Here is a 17,460-nt window from a genome sequence, read left to right as displayed (position 1 = left end):
TGGCCATCCGTGCCGCGGGGCACATAATAGGGCGCGTCCGGATCGCCGGGCACCGCCACCTGCGGAAGGTCCCCGCGCTGCAAGCGCGCAGCCAATTGCCGGCCGAAGTCCGCCAATGCAGCCAGATCCGCCGCGTCCGGTCGCCCGGGGGCCAGCCGATCGCTGAAGGCGTGGCGGCAGGGCTGAGCCAGCGCGCCGAAGGGCCGAAAGCCTTCGGCCTCAAGCAGGGCGCAAAGCTCCGCCGGAGCGTTATCGTAAGCGCGATTGCCGAACGTCACCACCGCCACTGCCGGCGTGCGCCGCCCCTGCAGACAATCCCTCAGGTCCGGTGCGATTTTATTGGGCAGGCGTCCGGCATAAGTCGGCATCCCGACAATCACCAGATCATCCTCCCGAAAACAGCGGGCCTGCTGCCGATTCGATCGGCGCGTGATATCCACCGTCTGCATCGGCACAGCCAGTGCCGCCGCCATGGCCCGGGCGACAGCGACGGTCGCCCGCCGCGTGCCGCCGGTGGGACTGAAATAAAGCGTGGTGATTGCCTGAATACGCATTTTTCCTCTCCTTCCTCATTCTTCTTCCTCTTCGTTTATTTCTTTTTATTATAGCACCTATTTCATTCCCGCCAAAGGGATTTATATGGCCAAAACGCCATCAAAAAAAGCCCCGCCGCGCAGAGATATGTACCCTCTTTAAGTGACCAGGGATGGCAATATCAGCAGGCTTTCTGTCGTAACGAGCTGAAGAAACACGGTATTATCCTGTCTGTGTCAAGAAAGGGGAACTGCTATGATAACTGCATTATAGAGACATTCTTTGGCAGGCTTAAGAACGAAATGTATGATGGCTATGAAAGGGAATACCCATCGTTTGATTCCTTCTCCAAAGCAGGAGGGAACTATATAAACTACTACAATAACGAACGGATCCAGAGCAAAACAAAATGGATGCCTCCTGTAAAATACAGGAGAACATCCATCTATTGCTAACCTAGGTTCCAATGATGTGTCCAGGATTTTGGGTACATATCAGACCGAGAGGTGTTTTCTTTTGGTTATCTTTTAAACCACAATTGCCGTCTGCCATTTTTAATGCTTTGCAGCATTCAGCACCCCATACAGAATTAAATCACTGCAACTGCCGTCGGCATTGCGCTGTCCATCTCTCATTACACCTTCCCGGCGCATGCCGATCTTTTGAAGCACCCGGCCCGACGCCGCATTATCCACATGATGCGCTGCGAAAATGCGGCGAAACCCCACTTCGTTAAAAGCATAAGTCAGGACGGCCGATGCTGCCTCACTTGCCAAGCCCTTTCCCCACCAGGCGCTGCCAATACTATATCCCAACTCTGCGGATTGAGCGGCGTCGTTCACATTGGACAAGCCGATTGAACCGATCACCGCCCCTGCGAGCACAATCGCCCAGCTATAAAACACCGGATCCGTATCGTAACGGACCAGATGCGTTTTCACAAAAGTGTCGGCCCCAGCCGGCGTCCGGCTCGGTGCCCAGTTAATATAGCGATTCACCAAAGGATCGCTGCCATAGTGCGCATAAACCGCCGGCGCATCTCCGGCCGCGAAGCGCCGCAGGCACAGCCGCTTCGTTTGAATCTTTTGTGTTCCCAAATGGTTCATCGCGTCAATGCCGGCAAGGATTGATGACTTGCCGCCACATCTGCGTTTTTCCAGCATATCGTATCCTTTCCTTCTGCCTTTCTCATGTTATTTTTATAGTATCATCGCACTTTATTTTGCACACGCGCTTAAAATATCCGTGCTTTTCCTTTTATTAAATTGACAATCGATTAAAAAAGCACCGCATAACGCGATGCTCTCGTTCAATCATTGATTTATCAGCGCGCTCTCAGGCTCGACCGCAGCATTTCTTGTATTTTTTTCCGCTGCCACAGGGACAGAGGTCGTTGCGGCCCACCTTTTGTGCTTTGATCACGGTGTTGCGGGCCCGACACTTTTTATAGATCTCTTTTTGCTTATCGGCGCTTAAAATGCCTGCCCACTGGGGCAATTCATAAAGCCAAGGGGCCGGTACCTTCACCATGTTCCAATAGAGCTTTTCCCAATCGATGTCAAGAGTCCATTCGCTGTCGGCCGTCACCTCATCGAGCACCGGCGGCGCATTCGTCAGACTTTCGCTGATCCCGTCGAGAAATCCGAGAATTTCCGTTTCCGGCATCGCATACTTTTGGGCAAAGACCGCGACGGTTCCCAATACTCGGGCTTCCTGCTGTCCGAGCAAATCTTCGTAAATATGTTTTTCCCGTTCGCAAAAACCGTCCCAGAAGGCGCGCTGCCCGGCCGCTGTCTGGCTGTTGTCTTCGATAGTTTGCTTCCAGTCCGCGTATAAACTCATGTGCTGTTCTCCTCGCTTGATTCCTTGGCGATCGCCGCCAAATGCTTTTTCATCATTATAGCAAAAGCCGGCGGGCTGTACAAGCCGCCAGCTTTTCACGCATCGCTGTCTTTTATTTAATGCGCATCGGAATGCCCGACACGCAAAAGATGACCTCGTCGGCGCGGGCCGCCGTCATTTGATTGATGCGTCCGGCGATGTCCCGGAAGAGACCTCCCATACGGTAGGCCGGCACCAGACCCATGCCCACCTCGTTGGTGACGATCACGCTGTGTTTGGCCGCAAGCAGATCCAGCGCGTCGTTCACGTCGGCGGCAATCGCCGCCTCGATGGCGTTCACCCGTTCCATGCCTACGTGGTCCCAGTCCGTTTCCATGGTTAACATCTGATTGGTGATCAACACCGTCAGGCAGTCCAACAAAACGGTCTGGCTCTGCACAAAGGCCGGGTCGTCGGCCAACGCCCTAAAATCCCGATAGCGCTCGATAGTCGCCCAGCGTGCCGGCCGGCTCGCCCGGTGCTTGGCAATACGATCCTTCATGCCGTCGTCAAAGGGGATGGCCGTCGCGATATAGGTCACCGGACCAACGCCCGCGGCTTCCCATTCGGCAATCCGTTTTTCGGCATAGGCGCTCTTGCCGCTGCGCGCGCCGCCGGTCACCAACGTCAATCCCATCTGTTCAGCTCCTCCTTTAAAGCGGCGAGCAGGCGGTCGTTGTCCGCCTTCTTTTTCACCGCGATCCGAAAATACGCCTCGCCCAGCCCGGTAAAATCCTCACAGGTTCGGATATGGATGCCCCGCTCGTTAAGCCGTGCATTGAGCGCAGCCGCCGTGCCGCTTTCCAGACGACACAGATGAAAATCCGCCGACGAAGGATACACCGTGAGCCCGTCCAGCCGCTCGAGCCCCATATAAACCCGGTGACGCTCCTTGGCCATGTAGGATTTGGAATCGGCGATGAAGCGCGCGTCGTCGAATACCGTGTCCAGTGCCACCAGCGCCAGCGCATTGACGTTCCAGGGCATTTGGTGATTTTCCATCGCGCGGATGATCGCCGGATGCGCCAGCGCATAGCCGAGGCGCAGTCCCGGAATCCCGAAGAACTTGGTTAGCGAGCGCAGAAGCACCAGCCGGCGCTCGCCCGCAAGCAGATCGCGGCAGGAATCCTTGGCCGAAAAATCGATGAACGACTCGTCGATAAACCAGTGGATGGCCGGATCGCAGCGATCCATCAACCCGCATAAAAACGCCGGCGAATAGGCCATGCCCGTGGGGTTATTCGGATTGCAGATGAACACCGCGTCCGGCCGAGTCTGCCCGACCATCGCTGTAAAGGCGTCGGGATGGATACGAAAATCCGAATCCGCGCCGATCTCCCAAAGGGTGATCGGGTCCCAGCCGTTCATCGCCAGGGCGTGACGGTATTCATTAAAGGTGGGGACGACCACCGCCGCTGAGGCGTGACCGCGCCCGACGCTGCGGGTGTAAAGATCAATCAAATCGATGCCGCCGTTGCCAAGGATCAGCTGCTCCGGCGAAACCCCCAGCCGCGCTGCCAGTCGTTTCTTATGCATTGCGCCGTCCGGCTCCGGATAACGCCCGAGGTCCGCCATGGCCGCCTCCAGATCATAGGGCAGCCGGGGCGGCATCCCCAGCGGATTGATGTTGATCGAAAAATCCAACATGTCCTGCCGATCGCCGCGATATCCGCCGTGTTGATTCATGGTTATTCCCCCTTTATTTTCAGCTCAGACCCAGCGCAATCCCCGCCGCCACCGCCATGAGCACCGCCTGTGTGATCTCCGACGCGAGCATGATGGACACGCAGGCCTGAATGTGTCCGGCCGAAAGCGGCTCATCCGCGTCGCCGATGGTGGGCTTGACCACCGTCTCGCCGAAATACACGTTGGTCCCGCCGATTTGAATGTGCAAGAGCCCCGCTGCCGCCGATTCCGGATGGCCGGCGTTGGGGCTCTTGTGGTTGTTCCGGTCCCGGTTGTAGATCCGGGCGCCGTTCTTCGCATCGAAGCCGAGCAGGGCTCCGCCGATGAGCATCATCCACGAGCCGATGCGGGCGATAGGCCAATTCAACACGTCGTCGAGCCGCGCCGGCCAACACCCGAAGTCGCGATAGGGCGCCTGGGTGTAGCCCACCATCGAATCCATCGTGTTCACCGCTTTATAGACCATGGCCAAGGTCAGCGGGTTCAGCCAGGGCAGCCAGTGCGCCGTCAAAAGGCCGACGCCCATGTAAAACAGCGGCGCGAGCACCCCGTCCACCGTGTTTTCCGCCGTCGTCTCCACCGCCGCGCGCACCACCTCCGGCGCCGAAAGCGCCCTGGTGTCCCGGCCGCAGAGCCAGCCCACCTGCTGCCTCGCCGAGGGGAGGTCGTCCTCGGCCAGAGCGGCCGCCACCCCGGCCACCGCCCGGCGCAGGCTCTTTTCCGCCAGCGTGGTCCCGAGAAACCACAGCGTCACCAATAGAAAGACCGCCGGATGCAGCCGCAAAGCCAGCCGCTGCACCCCCGCCGTCACCCCGCCGGTGACGGCGACCACCAAAAGCCATAGCAAAAGCCCCTTCGCCTTGCGCGCCCGAGGCGCGCCGCGATTGAGCGCCTTCGTTAAAGCGCCGATGAGGCGGCCGATCCAAACGATGGGGTGCGGGATCTTCGCCGGATCGCCGATCGCCCAGTCGAGCGTGACCGCCCCGCCGATGAGCACGAGCCACCAGCCTGCTGTTATCCCAAAGAACATGCTTTCGCCCCGCTCAGCTGTTTTCAACGATGCGCATGAGCGCGTCCATGTCCACCGCCTGCTTCACCGCGGCCGCAAGCAAATCGTATTGACTCTCTTTAAACGCCGCATAATTCTGCACCGCGCCGGCCGCGAGGTGTTTTTTCGCCTTGATCCGATTGAGGATCTTCTCGCGGAAATCGTCATTGTCGAAGATGCCGTGCAAGTAGGTGCCCATCACGCTGCCATCAGCCGATACCGCACCGTCGGCCCGGCCGTCGGCCAAGGTGCAAAAGCGCGCCGTCGCCGCGTCGGTCGGCTCGGTCTGACCCATGTGAATTTCGTAGCCCGTCACGTTGTCGCCGGTCATGTCCAGATCCATGAAACGCGCGCCCACCCGGCCGTGCTCCTGGGTGGTGGTCTTCGTTTCACCCAGCACCGTTCGCACGTTTAGCAGGCCGAGCCCCGCGACGACCTCCGCCGCCGATTCCACATGGTGGGGATCGGCGATGCTCTCGCCGATGATCTGGTAGCCGCCGCAGATGCCAACCACCGGCACGCCCGCCGCGTGCTTGGCCACAATCGCTTCCGCCATCTTGCTCTCCCGAAGCTTAATCGCGTCGTCAATGGTATTCTTGCTTCCGGGAATGATCAAAAGATCAGGCTCGGCCTGCTCGATCTCCCGCTGATTTTTGTAGTATTCCACCGAGACGTCCGGATACATGTCGAACACCGTCGCATCGGTGAAGTTGGACACGTGGCGCAGCCGCACGACACCGATCGTCACCGCGCCTTCATGCCGGCCGTACCAGCGTTCGGTCACCGAATCCTCGTCGTCGATTACCACCCGGGTGTAGGGCACCACGCCAAGGCAGGGCACCCGGATCATCGGCGCCATCATATCGATGCCGGGTTTAAGCAACGCCACATCCCCCCGGAATTTATTGATGAGGTAGCCGGCGAATCGCGCCTGCTCTTCCGGCGGCAGCAGCTTGATCGTGCCGTAAATCGACGCGAAAACACCGCCGCGGTCGATATCGCCAATGAGCACCACCGGCGCGTCGACAAGCTCCGCGAGGCCCATGTTCACCAGGTCGTTCTCCCGCAGGTTGATCTCTGCCGGACTGCCTGCCCCTTCGATGACGATGACATCTGCCTGAGCCGCAAGCTTGTCGTAGGCCTCGCGCACCACAGAAACCAGCTGAGGTTTATGGCGATGGTAATCCGCCGCGTCCATGTTGAAGGCCGCGACCCCATTCAAAATCACCTGGGAGCCCACGTCGGAGTTAGGCTTGAGCAGAATGGGATTCATCGCCACGTCCGGCGCCACCCGAGCGCATTCCGCCTGGGTTACCTGGGCCCGGCCCATTTCCTTCCCGTCCGCCGTGATATAAGAATTGAGCGCCATGTTCTGCGCTTTAAAGGGCAGCACCTTCAGGCCCTGATCCCCCAGGATCCGGCACATGGCCGCGCAGATCAGGCTTTTGCCCACGGACGAGCCCGTCCCCTGAAACATGATTTTCTTTGCTTTGCTCATGATGGTCCGCCTTTCTGGGGCATCAGCCGCGCGATTAACGCCTCGGCCGTGGCCACGGTTTCGGGATAATCGAGCTTTGGCCGCTCGATGCATAGCACCTCGGCACCGCAGGCCGCCGCCGCCCGAATTTTCTCGGCCACGCCGCCGATGTCGCCGCTATCCTTCGTGGTGATGTAGCGAATATTAAACGCACGAATCATCGCCGCATTCATTTCAAAAGAAAAGGGCCCCTGCATCGCGACGATCTGCCTGGGCAGATAGCCCAGTTCTTCACACTTCGCGATAACACCGGACGTCGGCAGCACCCGCGGGAACACCCGCTCCCGGGGCAGCGCCTGATAGCGGACGAGTTCCCGGCTGCCGGTGGTCGTTAAAATATTGCCGGGATGCACCGCAAGGTAGGCCACCGCCGCTTCGTAGCTCTCGCAGCGAATCACCGCGTCCTTCTCGGTCATGGCCTCAAGGCCCGGCCGCTCCAGCCGAATATAGCGCACAGCGGACGCCCGGCACGCAGCGAGCGCGTTCTCCGAGGCCGCCCGGGCGTAGGGATGGGTGCCGTCCACCAATAGGGTGATGCCCCGCTCGCGCATCATCGCTGCGAGCTCCCGGGCGTCCATGGCGCCGATGTGCCAATTGAGGTGCGCTCTTTCTGCCGGCGCATTGTAGGCGCTGATCGAGGAATAAATGACACTCCGTCCGGACACCGCCAGCTGCTCCGCCGCCTCCCGGCCGTCCGCCGTGCCGCCGAGCACCAAAATCACAGTTGATACCCCCGGGGCGTGATCATCCGCTTCCCATCGACTGAGACGGTGGTCTTCGAGTTGCCGATGATGACTAGTGAGAACATGTTGATCTCCTGATCGCACATGGCATCGAGGGTGGTGATGCAGACCGTCTCGCCGTCGCGCTTGGCGTTTTGCACGATGCCCACCGGGGTCTTCGGATCCCTCACCGCTAGGAGAATCTCCTGGCAGGTGTTGATATTGGTGGGGCGGCCCTTGCTCTTGGGGTTGTAGAGGGCGATAACAAAATCCCCCTCCCCGGCAAAACGGATGCGCTTTTGGATGACGTCCCAGTCCGTCAGCAGATCGGACAGGCTGATCACGGCGTAATCGTGCATCAGCGGCGCCCCGAGGATGGCCGCGGCGGCGTTGACCGCCGAGATCCCCGGCACCACCTCCACCTCGACGCCGGCCGGATCCTTTTCGGCCAGCTCGAGCATGATGCCCGCCATGCCGTAGACCCCGGCGTCGCCGGAACTCACGAGCGCCACGGTCTTGCCAGCCTTCGCCAGATCCAGGCACTCCTGGCAGCGGTCCTGCTCCTTGCGCATGCCTGAGGCCCGCAGGTCTTTGCCCGCCACCGCGCCGAGATCCGCAATCAGATCGATATAGGTTTTGTAGCCGGCGATAATATCCGCATCCGCCAGGGCGGCCAGCGCCGCCCCCGTCATATGGTCGGCGCCGCCCGGCCCCAGCCCGACGACGTAAATTTTCTCACGCTTCTCGCTCATTGATATTCCTCGTTCGTTTTATTTTAAATCCGCGCGGCCTGGCCGCCGCAGACGCCAAAGCGAAAGGGTGACGCCGTCCCCCTTCATCACCGGCGCGACGCATTCGCCGAAGCCCGACGCCGCATAGCCCGCCGGTTCGCTGACACAGCGCAGTCCAGTGGTTTTTTCCACAAAGTCCGAGCCGTCAAAGCGGTTTTGCACCAGACGAATCATCTTGTCCGGCACGATTTTCACCGCTGCATGGCAGTGCGCGGCCGCCTCCCGGATGCCCGCTTCCTCAGCCTTTAAGCCGATGGTGGCCAGAGCGGCGATCGCCCGGGGGTGGATGCCGTTCCCGGCGCAAAGCGTCTCAAGCTTTTCGACGATCCGCGCCCCCGGCGCATCCCGCCGGCAGCCCACCCCGCAGACGATGGTCTTGGGGATGAGCTGCACGCCAGTGATCCCCGCGTCCCACGCACAGGTCGCCTTTTCCGAAATGCGAATCTGATGGGCCGGCAGGGGCTCGCCCGGCTGCGCCACAAAAAGATTGCCCGGCAGCACGATGCCCGCGAAGTCGAGGCCGGCCTCGTCCACAATGGCCACCAGCGCATCGTCGAGAATGGCCGCCGTCACATCCTTGGCGCCGACAAAATCCACGAGCGCGCAGCCGAGCTTCTGTGCCAGCATATCCACCGCCATCAGTCCCTTCACATCGGTTCCCGTGGTGATCACCGCCGTCGCGGAAAGTCTTTTGGCCAGCATCACCGCCGTCGCATTGGCCCCGCCGAGATGCCCCGAGAGCAGGCTGATCACAAAACGACCGCCGCTGTCCATCACCAACACCGCCGGATCCTCGGCCTTGTGCGTCAAGTGGGGGGCGATGCCCCGCACCACAATGCCGCTGGCCATCACGCAAATAAGCCCGTCGTAGTCCGCCATCAATGTCCCCCAAAAATCCGCGAGCTTTCCGGGGATCGCCTCGGTGCCTGCCACGGCGTATTTACTCAGGGTAAAGACGGTCACATCCTGTTCCGCCAGGACGCGCTTGGCCCGCAGGGCGATCTTCACGCCGTCCCGGCTCACGGCCACCGCCGCCCACTTGGCCGCCATTTACCGGCTGGCCTTTCGGAATTCGTGGCTAAATCCCGGATCGTAAAGCTTCGACAGGCTGTATTGGTCCCCAAGGAAATCCCCGACGAGAATTTGCGCCGTCTTGCGGATGCCCGCTGCCTTCACCTTCTCCTCGATATCTTTGAGGGTGCCCGTGACGATCTTCTGATCCGACCAGGTCGCCCGCTGCACCACCGCCACCGGCGTATCCGCGCGGTAATGGGTGCGCAGTCTCGCCGCGACTTCCCCGATATTCTGCACCGACAGAAAAATCGCCATCGATGCCTGATGCGCCGCCAGGGATTCGAGTTGTTCCCTCTCCGGCACCGGCGTGCGCCCTTCGAGCCGGGTGCAGATCACCGTTTGAGAGACGTCCGGCAGGGTGAATTCTTTTTTGAGCACAGAGGCCGAGGCGGTGAACGAGCTGACCCCGGGCACCACCTCAAAGGGGATCCCCATCGCTTCGAGGCGATCCATCTGCTCGCGGATCGCGCCGTAAATCGACGGGTCCCCCGTGTGCACCCGCACCACCTTTTGCCCCGCCACCACGCCGGCCGCAATCACATCGATCACCTCGCCCAATGTCATCGAAGCGGAGTTGTGAATCGCCGCGTCCGGCTTGTGGCCTTCGAGCACCTTGGCGTTAACCAGCGAGCCCGCGTAAATAATCACGTCCGCCTCGTCGATGAGGCGCTTGCCTTTTAGCGTTAAAAGCTCCGGATCGCCGGGACCGGCGCCAATCAAATAGACGGTTTCTTTTGATTTTTCTGATACTTTCATCCTTGCTATATTAACTCCTTTAACGCGGTCCCGTTTTGCGCGTGATCGACAAACATCGCCCGCACGCTCAAATATTCGCCGAGTCCCCGCACCACCGGGATCACATCGAAACCCTCGGCGCGCAGGCGATTCTGCCAGGAATCAGCGGCGTCGCCGGTCATATCGTTTAAGGCATGATCCCCCGCCACCACCATGAAAGGCATCAGCCCCACCCGGCGATAACGCCCGGCGTGAAGTTCTACCATCACCGTTTCAAGCGTCGGGTAGCCTTCCACCGTCGCCATGAAGAGGTTCTGCCCTCGGGCTTTCAAATAATGATCCATCGCCGGATAACAGCTGTTCGCGTGGTGCTCAGTGCCGTGGCCCATGAACACCCAGGCGTCCACCGGCGACAGCGGCGGCAGTAAATCCGCAAGCACTCCTGCCATGGTTTTAAAATCCGCGTGGCTGCTGAGCAGCGGACGCCCGATCTCAAAGCGCTCGAAGGCGTCTTGATAGGGGCGCATTGTGCGAATCATGCGGTAGAACTCATACCCGTTGATGATGTGCGTCACCTGACAGATCACCTCGGTGTAGCCGCCCGCCTTGATTTTTTCGAGGGCTTCGACCGGCGTATCCATCGCGATGCCGTCGCGCTTTTTGAGCTTGGCAATGATCATCTTGGAGGTATAGGCGTGGAAAAAATCCGCCTTCGGAAAAGCCGCTTTCAGGTCGTGTTCGATCGCTTCGATGGTTTTGTGATAAGTCTCGTGATAGGAAGTGCCGAAGGAGACGACGAGCAGTGCCTGTTTAGCCATGGATTTCCTCCGCCAATTTTTCCAGCACCTGTCTTTGATCCGCCACAGTTTTGGCAATCGCCGCCTCACTGTGCGCCGCCGAAACGAAAATCCCCTCGAACTGGGACGGCGGCATCAAATGCCCGAGCGCGAGCATGGCCTTAAAATACCGGGCGTAAAGCGCCGTGTCCGAGGTCATCACCGAATCAAAATCCACGATGGGCGCGTCCGTGAAGAACAATGCCGACATCTCCGCATAACGGGTGAGCGTTCCCTTGATGCCCGTCGCGGCGAGGTTGGCCGCAAAGCCATCGGTCAGCTGTTTGGCCCGGGCGTCAAGTGTCGTATAAACCTCCGGATGATCCCGCAGATAGCGCAGGTTGTTAAGCCCCATCTGCATCGCGATTGGATTGCCCGAAAGGGTGCCGGCCTGATAAACCGGGCCGTCCGGCGCAAGCATCACCATGATTTCGGCCTTGCCGCCGAACGCGCCGACGGGCATGCCCCCGCCGATGATCTTGCCGAAGCAGGTCAGATCCGGCGCAATGTCCATGCGCGCCTGGGCGCCGCCATAGGCCACGCGAAAACCGGTGATCACCTCGTCAAAGATCAAAAGCGCGCCGGCTTCCTCGGTGATGGCCCGAAGCCCTTCCATAAAGCCCGGCGCCGGCGGCACCACGCCCATGTTGCCGGCCACCGGCTCGACGATCACGCAGGCGATTTCGCCTTTGTTGTCGGCAAAGAGCCCTTTGACTGAATCCAGATCGTTGTAGGTCGCCACCAGGGTGTCCTTCGCCGTGCCGATGGTTACCCCGGCGCTGGTGGGCACCCCGAAGGTGAGAGTGCCGGAGCCCGACTTCACCAAAAGCGCGTCGCCGTGGCCGTGGTAGCAGCCTTCAAACTTGATGCATTTTTCCCGGCCGGTGTATCCCCGAGCCAGGCGAATGGCCGACATGGTGGCCTCCGTCCCGGAGTTGACCATGCGCACCTGCTCGACGCTGGGCACCGCGTCCACAATGGTTTCGGCCATTTCGATTTCGATGGCCGTCGGCAGGCCGTAGGTATTGCCCCGGGCCAGCGCCGCGTCGATGCCGTCGTAATAAATCTCCGACGAATGCCCGAGAATCAGCGGCCCCCAGGAACAAATATAATCGGTATAGGTGTTGCCGTCGGCGTCGGTCAGCGCCGCGCCGTGAGCCCGGTCTGCGAAGATCGGCGCCATGCCCACATTCTTAAAGGCGCGCACCGGCGAATTGACCCCGCCGGGAATCACGCGCTTGGCGCGTTCATAAAGGACTTGGGATTTTTCGTGTCGCATGATGGCCTCCTAATCCTGATAGCGGTCGATGAGCGCCTGAAGATCCGGCGCAAAATAGCTGATGATGATCTCTGCCCCCGCGCGCTTGATGCACAACAGGCTTTCAAAGATCGCCCGTTCGCCGAGCAGTCCTTGATCCACCGCGGTGCGAATCATCGCGTATTCGCCGGAAACCTGATAGGCCGCCATCGGCAGATAGGACAGCTCCTTGGCCTGGCTGATCACGTCGAGGTAGGGCATGGCCGGCTTGACCATCACAATGTCCGCGCCCTCTTCGATATCGAGTTTCACTTCCTTCAGGGCCTCCTTGCCGTTGGCCGGGTCCATCTGATAAGATCTTCGGTCGCCAAAGGCCGGCGCCGAATCCGCCGCATCCCGGAAAGGGCCGTAAAAGGTCGAGGCGAATTTCGCCGAGTAGCCCATGATCGGAACGCTTTCAAACCCCGCGTCGTCCAGGGCCGCTCGCAGCGCCACAATGTGCCCGTCCATCATATCGGAGGGGGCGATCATATCGATGCCCGCCCGGGCTTGGCTCACCGCAACCTTGCACAGCGTCTCGAGGGAGCGGTCCCGCTTGATGTCGCCGTTTTCTTCAAAGAAGCAGCAATGGCCGTCGCTCTTGTATTCACACAGGCACACGTCCCCGATGATATAAAGCTCGGAATCGATGGCCTTGAGGCGGCGGGTTGCCCGCTGGATGATGCCGTCGTCGGCAAAGGCCGGCGAAGCTTCGGCATCCTTTTCCGCCGGTACTCCAAAGAGCATGATGTGGCCGATGCCCTTATCGCGGAGCATCGCTGCCACGTCGTCCAATTGATCAATCGAATAGTGATATTGCCCCTTCATCGATGGGATTTCGTGCTGAATGCCCTCGCCGTCGACGACAAAAATCGGATAAATCACATCGTCCATCGACAAGTGCGTTTCGCGGACGAGCCGCCGAATCTGCTTATTTTTCCGAAGTCTTGTGGGTAAAATCATCGTGACACCTCCATGTCTGCTGTGTTTTCATTCCGTTATTCCGCCGGCGCGAGATCCGCTTCGACCGCATCGAGCAGCCCGTCGATGGTGTAGGCGGCCGCCTCGATGTCGACCGTCATTCCCAATTCGCGCATCTGCTTTGAGGTCTGGGGGCCGATGGATGCCGTTTTCGCGTTCCGCACCAAATTGAGGTGATCCGCCCCGAGCTTTTCTGCAAAATATTTGGCCGTGGTCGAGCTGGTAAAGGTGATATAATCAATTTTTCGGCTTTCGAGCATCGCCGCCACATCGATATCCGTCCGGTCCTCGCGGATGGTCTCATAAATCGGCAACTCCGTCACCGGGCAAAGCTTGGCCAGCTCGTCGGCCACAAGGCTGCGGGCGTTCTTCGACCGGGGCAGGAGCACCCGGTCGCCTTCTCCAAGCATCGGGGAAAGCTTATCGACCAGTTCCTCGCCGATGTAGCGCTTCGGCACCACGTCGGACACGACCCCTCGGTCCTCAAGCGCCGCGGCCGTCGCCTGGCCGATGGCCGTAATCGTGAGCCCGGCCAGGGCCCGGCTGTCTTTGCCGCGAGCGGCGAGCGCACCATAAAACAGTTCGACCCCATTGACGCTGGTGAAAATCAAATGGCTGTAATGCCCGAGCGCGTCGATGGCCTCGCCGAGGCGCGCCATCGCCTCGGGCACCGGACGGATGCGAATCGTCGGATAGGCGATGGCTTCCCCGCCCAGCTCGCGGATCTTTTCCATCGTCGACGACGCCTGGATGCGCGAGCGCGTGACGAGAAAAGTCTTGCCAAAGAAAGGCTTCTTGTCGAAAAAGCGCAGTTCGTCACGCAGAGCCACCACCTTGCCGACGACGATGAGCGCCGGCGCGTGCAGCCCCGCCTGCCGCGAAGTCTCTGCGATGGTGGCCAAGGTCGCGGTCACCACCCGCTGACCCGGCTGAGACGCGCGGTAGACCACCGCCGCCGGCGTTGCCGGGTCCATGCCTTCGCGCAGAAGATTGCCGGCGATAGCGACCAAGTTTTTCATCCCCATCAAGAAAACGAGGGTGCCCTTGGTCCTCGCGAGCACCGGCCAGTCCAGCGCCTCGCCGCCGTCCTTCAAATGGCCGGTCACCACCTGAAAGGAGGAGGCGCAGTCCCGGTGGGTGATGGGGATCCCGGCGTAGGCCAAACCGCCGATCACCGAGGGAATGCCGGGGATCACCTCAAAGGGGACGCCCGCCCGGTGCAGCGCGATTCCCTCTTCGCCGCCGCGTCCGAAAACATAGGGATCGCCGCCCTTCAGACGCACCACCGTTTTCCCCTGCTGCCCCAATTCGACCAGCAGCGCGTTGATCTGCCACTGCGATAGGGCATGGTGATTCGCCCGCTTGCCGACGTAAATCTTTTCGCAGGACGCCGAAGCCATCGCTAGAAAAGTGCCGTTGACCAGCGCGTCGTAAACCAGGGCGTCGCAGGTTTCGATCTTGGCCTTAGCCCGCAGGGTCAAAAGCCCGGGATCGCCGCAGCCGCCGCCGACCAAATATATTTTGCCTAATTTTGCTTCGTTCATGTTATGCTTCAACTTCACTTTCCGGCTGCGCGACCGCCGCCCGAAGCCTTCGGGCAAGGCTTTCGCCCACTGCCGCCGCTTCTTCTCTCGTCCCGGCAAGCGACGCCCTGGCCAACCGCGTTCCGGCCGTATCACCATAAAGCCCATGGAGGGTGACGGCCTCGCCGGCCACTTCGCAATAGGCGCCGATAGGCAGATGACAATCGCCGTCAAGCGCCGTTAAAAAGCCGCGCTCCGCCGCCATCTGAATGCGCGCGGTCTCATCACAGATCGCCGCCATCAGCGCCTTCACCTCGGCATTGTCTTCCCGAATTTCCACCGCGAGAATACCCTGGGCCGGCGCCGGCACAAAGGCCGGCGGTAAAAGCGGCACCAGATGATAATCCGCCGCGTCATAGACGTTTAACCGCCGCATGCCGGCCGCCGCCAGGACGATACCGTCCAGCCGCTCGTCAAAAAGTTTGCGGATGCGCGTGTCGATATTGCCGCGAATGCCCACCGTGTGCAGATCGGGCCGCAGCGCCTTCAGCTGGAATACCCGGCGCTTGCTGCCGCTGCCAATCACGGCCCCTTTGGGCAAATCGTCGAGGCTTGCTGCGTCGTGAGGCGTCACCAGCACGTCGGCCGGGTCCTCCCGCACCGGCGGCACCGTCAGGCACAGGCCTTTCGGCAATGTCGAAGGCATGTCCTTCATGCTGTGCACCGCCATTTGAATCTCGCCGGAGAGCAGCTCGGCTTCGAGCTCCGCTGTAAAAAGGCCCTTGTCCCCGATGGCGTCCAACGCCTGATGTTGATTGCGGTCGCCCTTGGTCGTGATGATTTTCAGTTCAAAGCGGATCCCCGGATGGGCCGCTGAGAGCTTATCCAAAAGCCACCGGGTCTGGGCGACCGCCAGCCTGCTCCCCCGGGAGCCGACAACGATTTTTTTCATGTTTCCTCCGATTGCTCCGATTGTTTTTGGGATGCGGCCAGCGCTGCCAATTTGGATGTCGGCAGCGCCGTCAGTTCCTTTAATCGCCGCCGCTTTTCCGCCGCATCGTCCGTTCCGGCGATAATAACCGCCCGCAAGGTCTTTAAATAAACCAGGCGCTCAGCATAATCCTCCCCATAGGCCGCCTTGAGCTCCTTCACAATGGCTTTGGTCGTCATCGGGCTCGCCCCTTCGGTGCACACCGATAACGTTAAATCTCCTCGGCGGATCACCGACGGGAAGAAGAAATCCGACGCGCCGGGATTGTCCGCCACATTTACCGGAATGCCCCGCGTCCGGCAGGCCGCGAGCACCGCCGCGTTCGTCTCGGCGTCGTCCGTCGCCGCCACCGCGAGATCGGCCGATGCAAGATCCGCCGCCTCGAAGGTCTTTTGCACCATCTTGACGCCAGTGCTGTCCCAATCGGCCGGCGGCGGTACTTGGATCAGCGCCGTCACCGCGCAGCCGGCGTCTGCCAAGGTGCGGGCCCGGCGCCGACCGACGCGTCCGAGGCCGACCACCAGCGCCCGCCGGCCGTTCATTTCAAAAAGAAGCGGCGTCTTCATGCCGGATCCTCCAAAAGGGCCGTCAGCGCTTCGCGGTACTGGGCGATCTTGGCGTCGTCATCCGTCGTCTTGAGGGTATGCACCGCCGGCATCACCATTTTGCGAAACTCCGAATGCACAATTTTCTCAAGAAAGGTCTGATCCTTTCCGGTAAATCCATAGCGCTTGTTTAAAATCGCGATCGTCTCATCGGCCAGGCCCTGAGCCCTCTGGTTGAGCAGGCCAATGATGCTGTCAACTTTGGCTTTGTCGATCCAGCGCACCAGCGCATCCACGGCATCCCCCACCTGGGCGGAAATCTGCTGGGCCACGTGTTCCCGGTAGGCTTTGGTCTCGTCGATGATGTGATTGAAGTCGTCGATAGTCATCAGGGTGACCTGCGCGTCGTCGGCCAGCGCACGGTCGATGTCCCGGGGCAGCGCGAGATCGATGAGGACGACGGGCTTGGTCCGTGCAGGAAAATCTGCTTGCCTGATCACCCGGTGAGGCGAGGCCGTCGCCGAAATCACCACGTCCATTTCGCCCATCACGTCATAACGCTTTGGATAGGGCACCACCGTTACGCCGCCACCGCCGCGGTACACCTTTTCGTATTCCGGAGCCGGATGATAGGTGCGGTTGGTCATATACACCCGGCGGAAGCCTTCGGCGTCCATATATTGCAGAGCAAGCTTGCCCATCTTGCCCGAGCCGATGATCATCACCTTTTTATCCGCATAATCCTCCGGGAACAGCCGCTTAATGTGCTTAACCGCCGTCGAGCTCAAAGACAGCGGCGTTTCCGAAATTTTATACACGGTTTTAATTTTCTTGGAAAAGGTGATGGCTTCCCGAAAAGCTTTGGTCAAAAATTTGCCGGCGCCGCGATAACGCTGTGCTTTTTCAAGGGCATCCTTGGCCTGCCCCAAAATCTGGTCTTCACCCAGAATCATCGAGTCCAGCCCCGTCACCACCCGAAAGAGATGGCGCACGGCTTCGATTCCGCGATACGCAAAGAGATAGGTCTCGGCTTCCGGCGTCTTCACACTGATATAAAAATCCTTGAGGATGGCCACGGCCTTTTCCGCGGATTCCGACGCCACATAAATCTCACTGCGATTGCAGGTGGATAAAATCACCGTCTCGGCCACTTCGCTGTGCGCTGTGAGCGCCGCGATCCCTTCTTTGATCGTCCGGCTGATAAAAGCCGCCTTTTCTCTGATCTCCAGCGGTGCCCAGCGATGATCCATCCCGACAACAACGATTTCCACGCTTATGA

At 60.2% G+C, this 17,460-nt stretch carries 19 protein-coding genes; 1 reads left to right on the top strand and 18 read right to left on the bottom strand.

Annotated elements, in window-relative coordinates; translation table 11 throughout:
* Window positions 1-554 (bottom strand): flavodoxin family protein (locus tag V3C63_RS06870; RefSeq protein WP_425355360.1); only part of this gene is annotated, 554 nt, incomplete at its 3' end.
* Window positions 555-653: 99 nt separating this feature from the next.
* On the opposite strand from V3C63_RS06870, the gene V3C63_RS11800 reads away from it, so the two are divergent.
* On the top strand, window positions 654-989 hold the full coding sequence (locus V3C63_RS11800; RefSeq protein ID WP_425355361.1) for an IS3 family transposase: 336 nt from the start codon (window positions 654-656) through the stop codon (window positions 987-989).
* Window positions 990-1,088: 99 nt separating this feature from the next.
* On the opposite strand, the gene V3C63_RS06865 is transcribed toward V3C63_RS11800, so the two are convergent.
* From V3C63_RS06865 to hemA, 17 genes are all read right to left on the bottom strand, one after another.
* Window positions 1,089-1,697, bottom strand: a complete 609-nt coding sequence (locus V3C63_RS06865) for a GNAT family N-acetyltransferase (RefSeq protein ID WP_329887061.1) — start codon at window positions 1,695-1,697, stop codon at window positions 1,089-1,091.
* 172 nt (window positions 1,698-1,869) lie between these two features.
* Window positions 1,870-2,376 carry an SEC-C metal-binding domain-containing protein gene (locus V3C63_RS06860; RefSeq protein ID WP_329887060.1) on the bottom strand — a complete coding sequence of 169 codons (507 nt, stop codon included), beginning with the start codon at window positions 2,374-2,376 and terminating at the stop codon, window positions 1,870-1,872.
* 112 nt (window positions 2,377-2,488) lie between these two features.
* Window positions 2,489-3,052: a bifunctional adenosylcobinamide kinase/adenosylcobinamide-phosphate guanylyltransferase gene (gene cobU / locus V3C63_RS06855; protein WP_329887059.1), complete on the bottom strand. Its 564-nt coding sequence runs from the start codon at window positions 3,050-3,052 to the stop codon at window positions 2,489-2,491.
* On the bottom strand, window positions 3,043-4,101 hold the full coding sequence (gene cobD / locus V3C63_RS06850) for a threonine-phosphate decarboxylase CobD (RefSeq protein WP_329887058.1): 1,059 nt from the start codon (window positions 4,099-4,101) through the stop codon (window positions 3,043-3,045). The genes cobU and cobD overlap by 10 nt, the downstream gene beginning before the upstream one ends.
* A 19-nt stretch (window positions 4,102-4,120) precedes the next feature.
* Entirely contained in the window at window positions 4,121-5,131 is a 1,011-nt protein-coding gene (cbiB, locus tag V3C63_RS06845) for an adenosylcobinamide-phosphate synthase CbiB (protein ID WP_329887057.1), read from the bottom strand.
* Window positions 5,132-5,144: 13 nt separating this feature from the next.
* Window positions 5,145-6,647 (bottom strand): cobyric acid synthase, encoded by a 1,503-nt coding sequence (locus V3C63_RS06840; RefSeq protein ID WP_329887056.1) that lies wholly within the window; start codon window positions 6,645-6,647, stop codon window positions 5,145-5,147.
* Window positions 6,644-7,408, bottom strand: coding sequence for a precorrin-6A reductase (gene cobK, locus V3C63_RS06835; RefSeq protein WP_329887055.1), 765 nt, complete (start codon window positions 7,406-7,408; stop codon window positions 6,644-6,646). Before cobK ends, V3C63_RS06840 begins: the two co-directional genes overlap by 4 nt.
* Window positions 7,405-8,160, bottom strand: coding sequence for a precorrin-3B C(17)-methyltransferase (cobJ, locus tag V3C63_RS06830; protein ID WP_329887054.1), 756 nt, complete (start codon window positions 8,158-8,160; stop codon window positions 7,405-7,407). Before cobJ ends, cobK begins: the two co-directional genes overlap by 4 nt.
* Before the next feature lie 18 nt (window positions 8,161-8,178).
* Window positions 8,179-9,249, bottom strand: a complete 1,071-nt coding sequence (locus V3C63_RS06825; RefSeq protein ID WP_329887053.1) for a cobalt-precorrin 5A hydrolase — start codon at window positions 9,247-9,249, stop codon at window positions 8,179-8,181.
* A complete protein-coding gene (gene cobM, locus V3C63_RS06820) occupies window positions 9,250-10,029 on the bottom strand; it encodes a precorrin-4 C(11)-methyltransferase (protein ID WP_329887052.1) in 780 nt (259 codons plus the stop codon).
* A gap of 5 nt (window positions 10,030-10,034) precedes the next feature.
* A complete protein-coding gene (locus tag V3C63_RS06815) occupies window positions 10,035-10,826 on the bottom strand; it encodes a sirohydrochlorin cobaltochelatase (protein ID WP_329887051.1) in 792 nt (263 codons plus the stop codon).
* Window positions 10,819-12,123: a glutamate-1-semialdehyde 2,1-aminomutase gene (gene hemL, locus V3C63_RS06810; RefSeq protein WP_329887050.1), complete on the bottom strand. Its 1,305-nt coding sequence runs from the start codon at window positions 12,121-12,123 to the stop codon at window positions 10,819-10,821. Before hemL ends, V3C63_RS06815 begins: the two co-directional genes overlap by 8 nt.
* Before the next feature lie 9 nt (window positions 12,124-12,132).
* A complete protein-coding gene (hemB, locus tag V3C63_RS06805; RefSeq protein WP_329887049.1) occupies window positions 12,133-13,104 on the bottom strand; it encodes a porphobilinogen synthase in 972 nt (323 codons plus the stop codon).
* Window positions 13,105-13,139: 35 nt separating this feature from the next.
* Window positions 13,140-14,666: a uroporphyrinogen-III C-methyltransferase gene (gene cobA / locus V3C63_RS06800; RefSeq protein WP_329887048.1), complete on the bottom strand. Its 1,527-nt coding sequence runs from the start codon at window positions 14,664-14,666 to the stop codon at window positions 13,140-13,142.
* A gap of 1 nt (window position 14,667) precedes the next feature.
* On the bottom strand, window positions 14,668-15,597 hold the full coding sequence (gene hemC, locus V3C63_RS06795) for a hydroxymethylbilane synthase (RefSeq protein WP_329887047.1): 930 nt from the start codon (window positions 15,595-15,597) through the stop codon (window positions 14,668-14,670).
* Window positions 15,594-16,202, bottom strand: a complete 609-nt coding sequence (locus V3C63_RS06790; protein ID WP_329887046.1) for a precorrin-2 dehydrogenase/sirohydrochlorin ferrochelatase family protein — start codon at window positions 16,200-16,202, stop codon at window positions 15,594-15,596. Before V3C63_RS06790 ends, hemC begins: the two co-directional genes overlap by 4 nt.
* Window positions 16,199-17,452: a glutamyl-tRNA reductase gene (hemA, locus tag V3C63_RS06785; protein ID WP_329887045.1), complete on the bottom strand. Its 1,254-nt coding sequence runs from the start codon at window positions 17,450-17,452 to the stop codon at window positions 16,199-16,201. The genes V3C63_RS06790 and hemA overlap by 4 nt, the downstream gene beginning before the upstream one ends.
* Window positions 17,453-17,460: the final 8 nt, after the last annotated feature.

Origin of the sequence: Pseudoramibacter faecis (assembly GCF_036289405.1) — a bacterium.
Lineage (GTDB): Bacteria > Bacillota > Clostridia > Eubacteriales > Eubacteriaceae > Pseudoramibacter > Pseudoramibacter faecis.
This window is presented reverse-complemented; position numbering and strand designations above follow the sequence as displayed.

Excerpts from the sequence above, each read along its gene's own strand:
- V3C63_RS06865 (WP_329887061.1), bottom strand. The coding sequence starts at position 1,697 with ATGCTGGAAAAACGCAGATGTGGCGGCAAGTCATCAATCCTTGCCGGC.
- V3C63_RS06860 (WP_329887060.1), bottom strand. The coding sequence starts at position 2,376 with ATGAGTTTATACGCGGACTGGAAGCAAACTATCGAAGACAACAGCCAG.
- cobU (WP_329887059.1), bottom strand. The coding sequence starts at position 3,052 with ATGGGATTGACGTTGGTGACCGGCGGCGCGCGCAGCGGCAAGAGCGCC.
- cobD (WP_329887058.1), bottom strand. The coding sequence starts at position 4,101 with ATGAATCAACACGGCGGATATCGCGGCGATCGGCAGGACATGTTGGAT.
- cbiB (WP_329887057.1), bottom strand. The coding sequence starts at position 5,131 with ATGTTCTTTGGGATAACAGCAGGCTGGTGGCTCGTGCTCATCGGCGGG.
- V3C63_RS06840 (WP_329887056.1), bottom strand. The coding sequence starts at position 6,647 with ATGAGCAAAGCAAAGAAAATCATGTTTCAGGGGACGGGCTCGTCCGTG.
- cobJ (WP_329887054.1), bottom strand. The coding sequence starts at position 8,160 with ATGAGCGAGAAGCGTGAGAAAATTTACGTCGTCGGGCTGGGGCCGGGC.
- V3C63_RS06825 (WP_329887053.1), bottom strand. The coding sequence starts at position 9,249 with ATGGCGGCCAAGTGGGCGGCGGTGGCCGTGAGCCGGGACGGCGTGAAG.
- cobM (WP_329887052.1), bottom strand. The coding sequence starts at position 10,029 with ATGAAAGTATCAGAAAAATCAAAAGAAACCGTCTATTTGATTGGCGCC.
- V3C63_RS06815 (WP_329887051.1), bottom strand. The coding sequence starts at position 10,826 with ATGGCTAAACAGGCACTGCTCGTCGTCTCCTTCGGCACTTCCTATCAC.
- hemL (WP_329887050.1), bottom strand. The coding sequence starts at position 12,123 with ATGCGACACGAAAAATCCCAAGTCCTTTATGAACGCGCCAAGCGCGTG.
- hemB (WP_329887049.1), bottom strand. The coding sequence starts at position 13,104 with ATGATTTTACCCACAAGACTTCGGAAAAATAAGCAGATTCGGCGGCTC.
- cobA (WP_329887048.1), bottom strand. The coding sequence starts at position 14,666 with ATGAACGAAGCAAAATTAGGCAAAATATATTTGGTCGGCGGCGGCTGC.
- hemC (WP_329887047.1), bottom strand. The coding sequence starts at position 15,597 with ATGAAAAAAATCGTTGTCGGCTCCCGGGGGAGCAGGCTGGCGGTCGCC.
- V3C63_RS06790 (WP_329887046.1), bottom strand. The coding sequence starts at position 16,202 with ATGAAGACGCCGCTTCTTTTTGAAATGAACGGCCGGCGGGCGCTGGTG.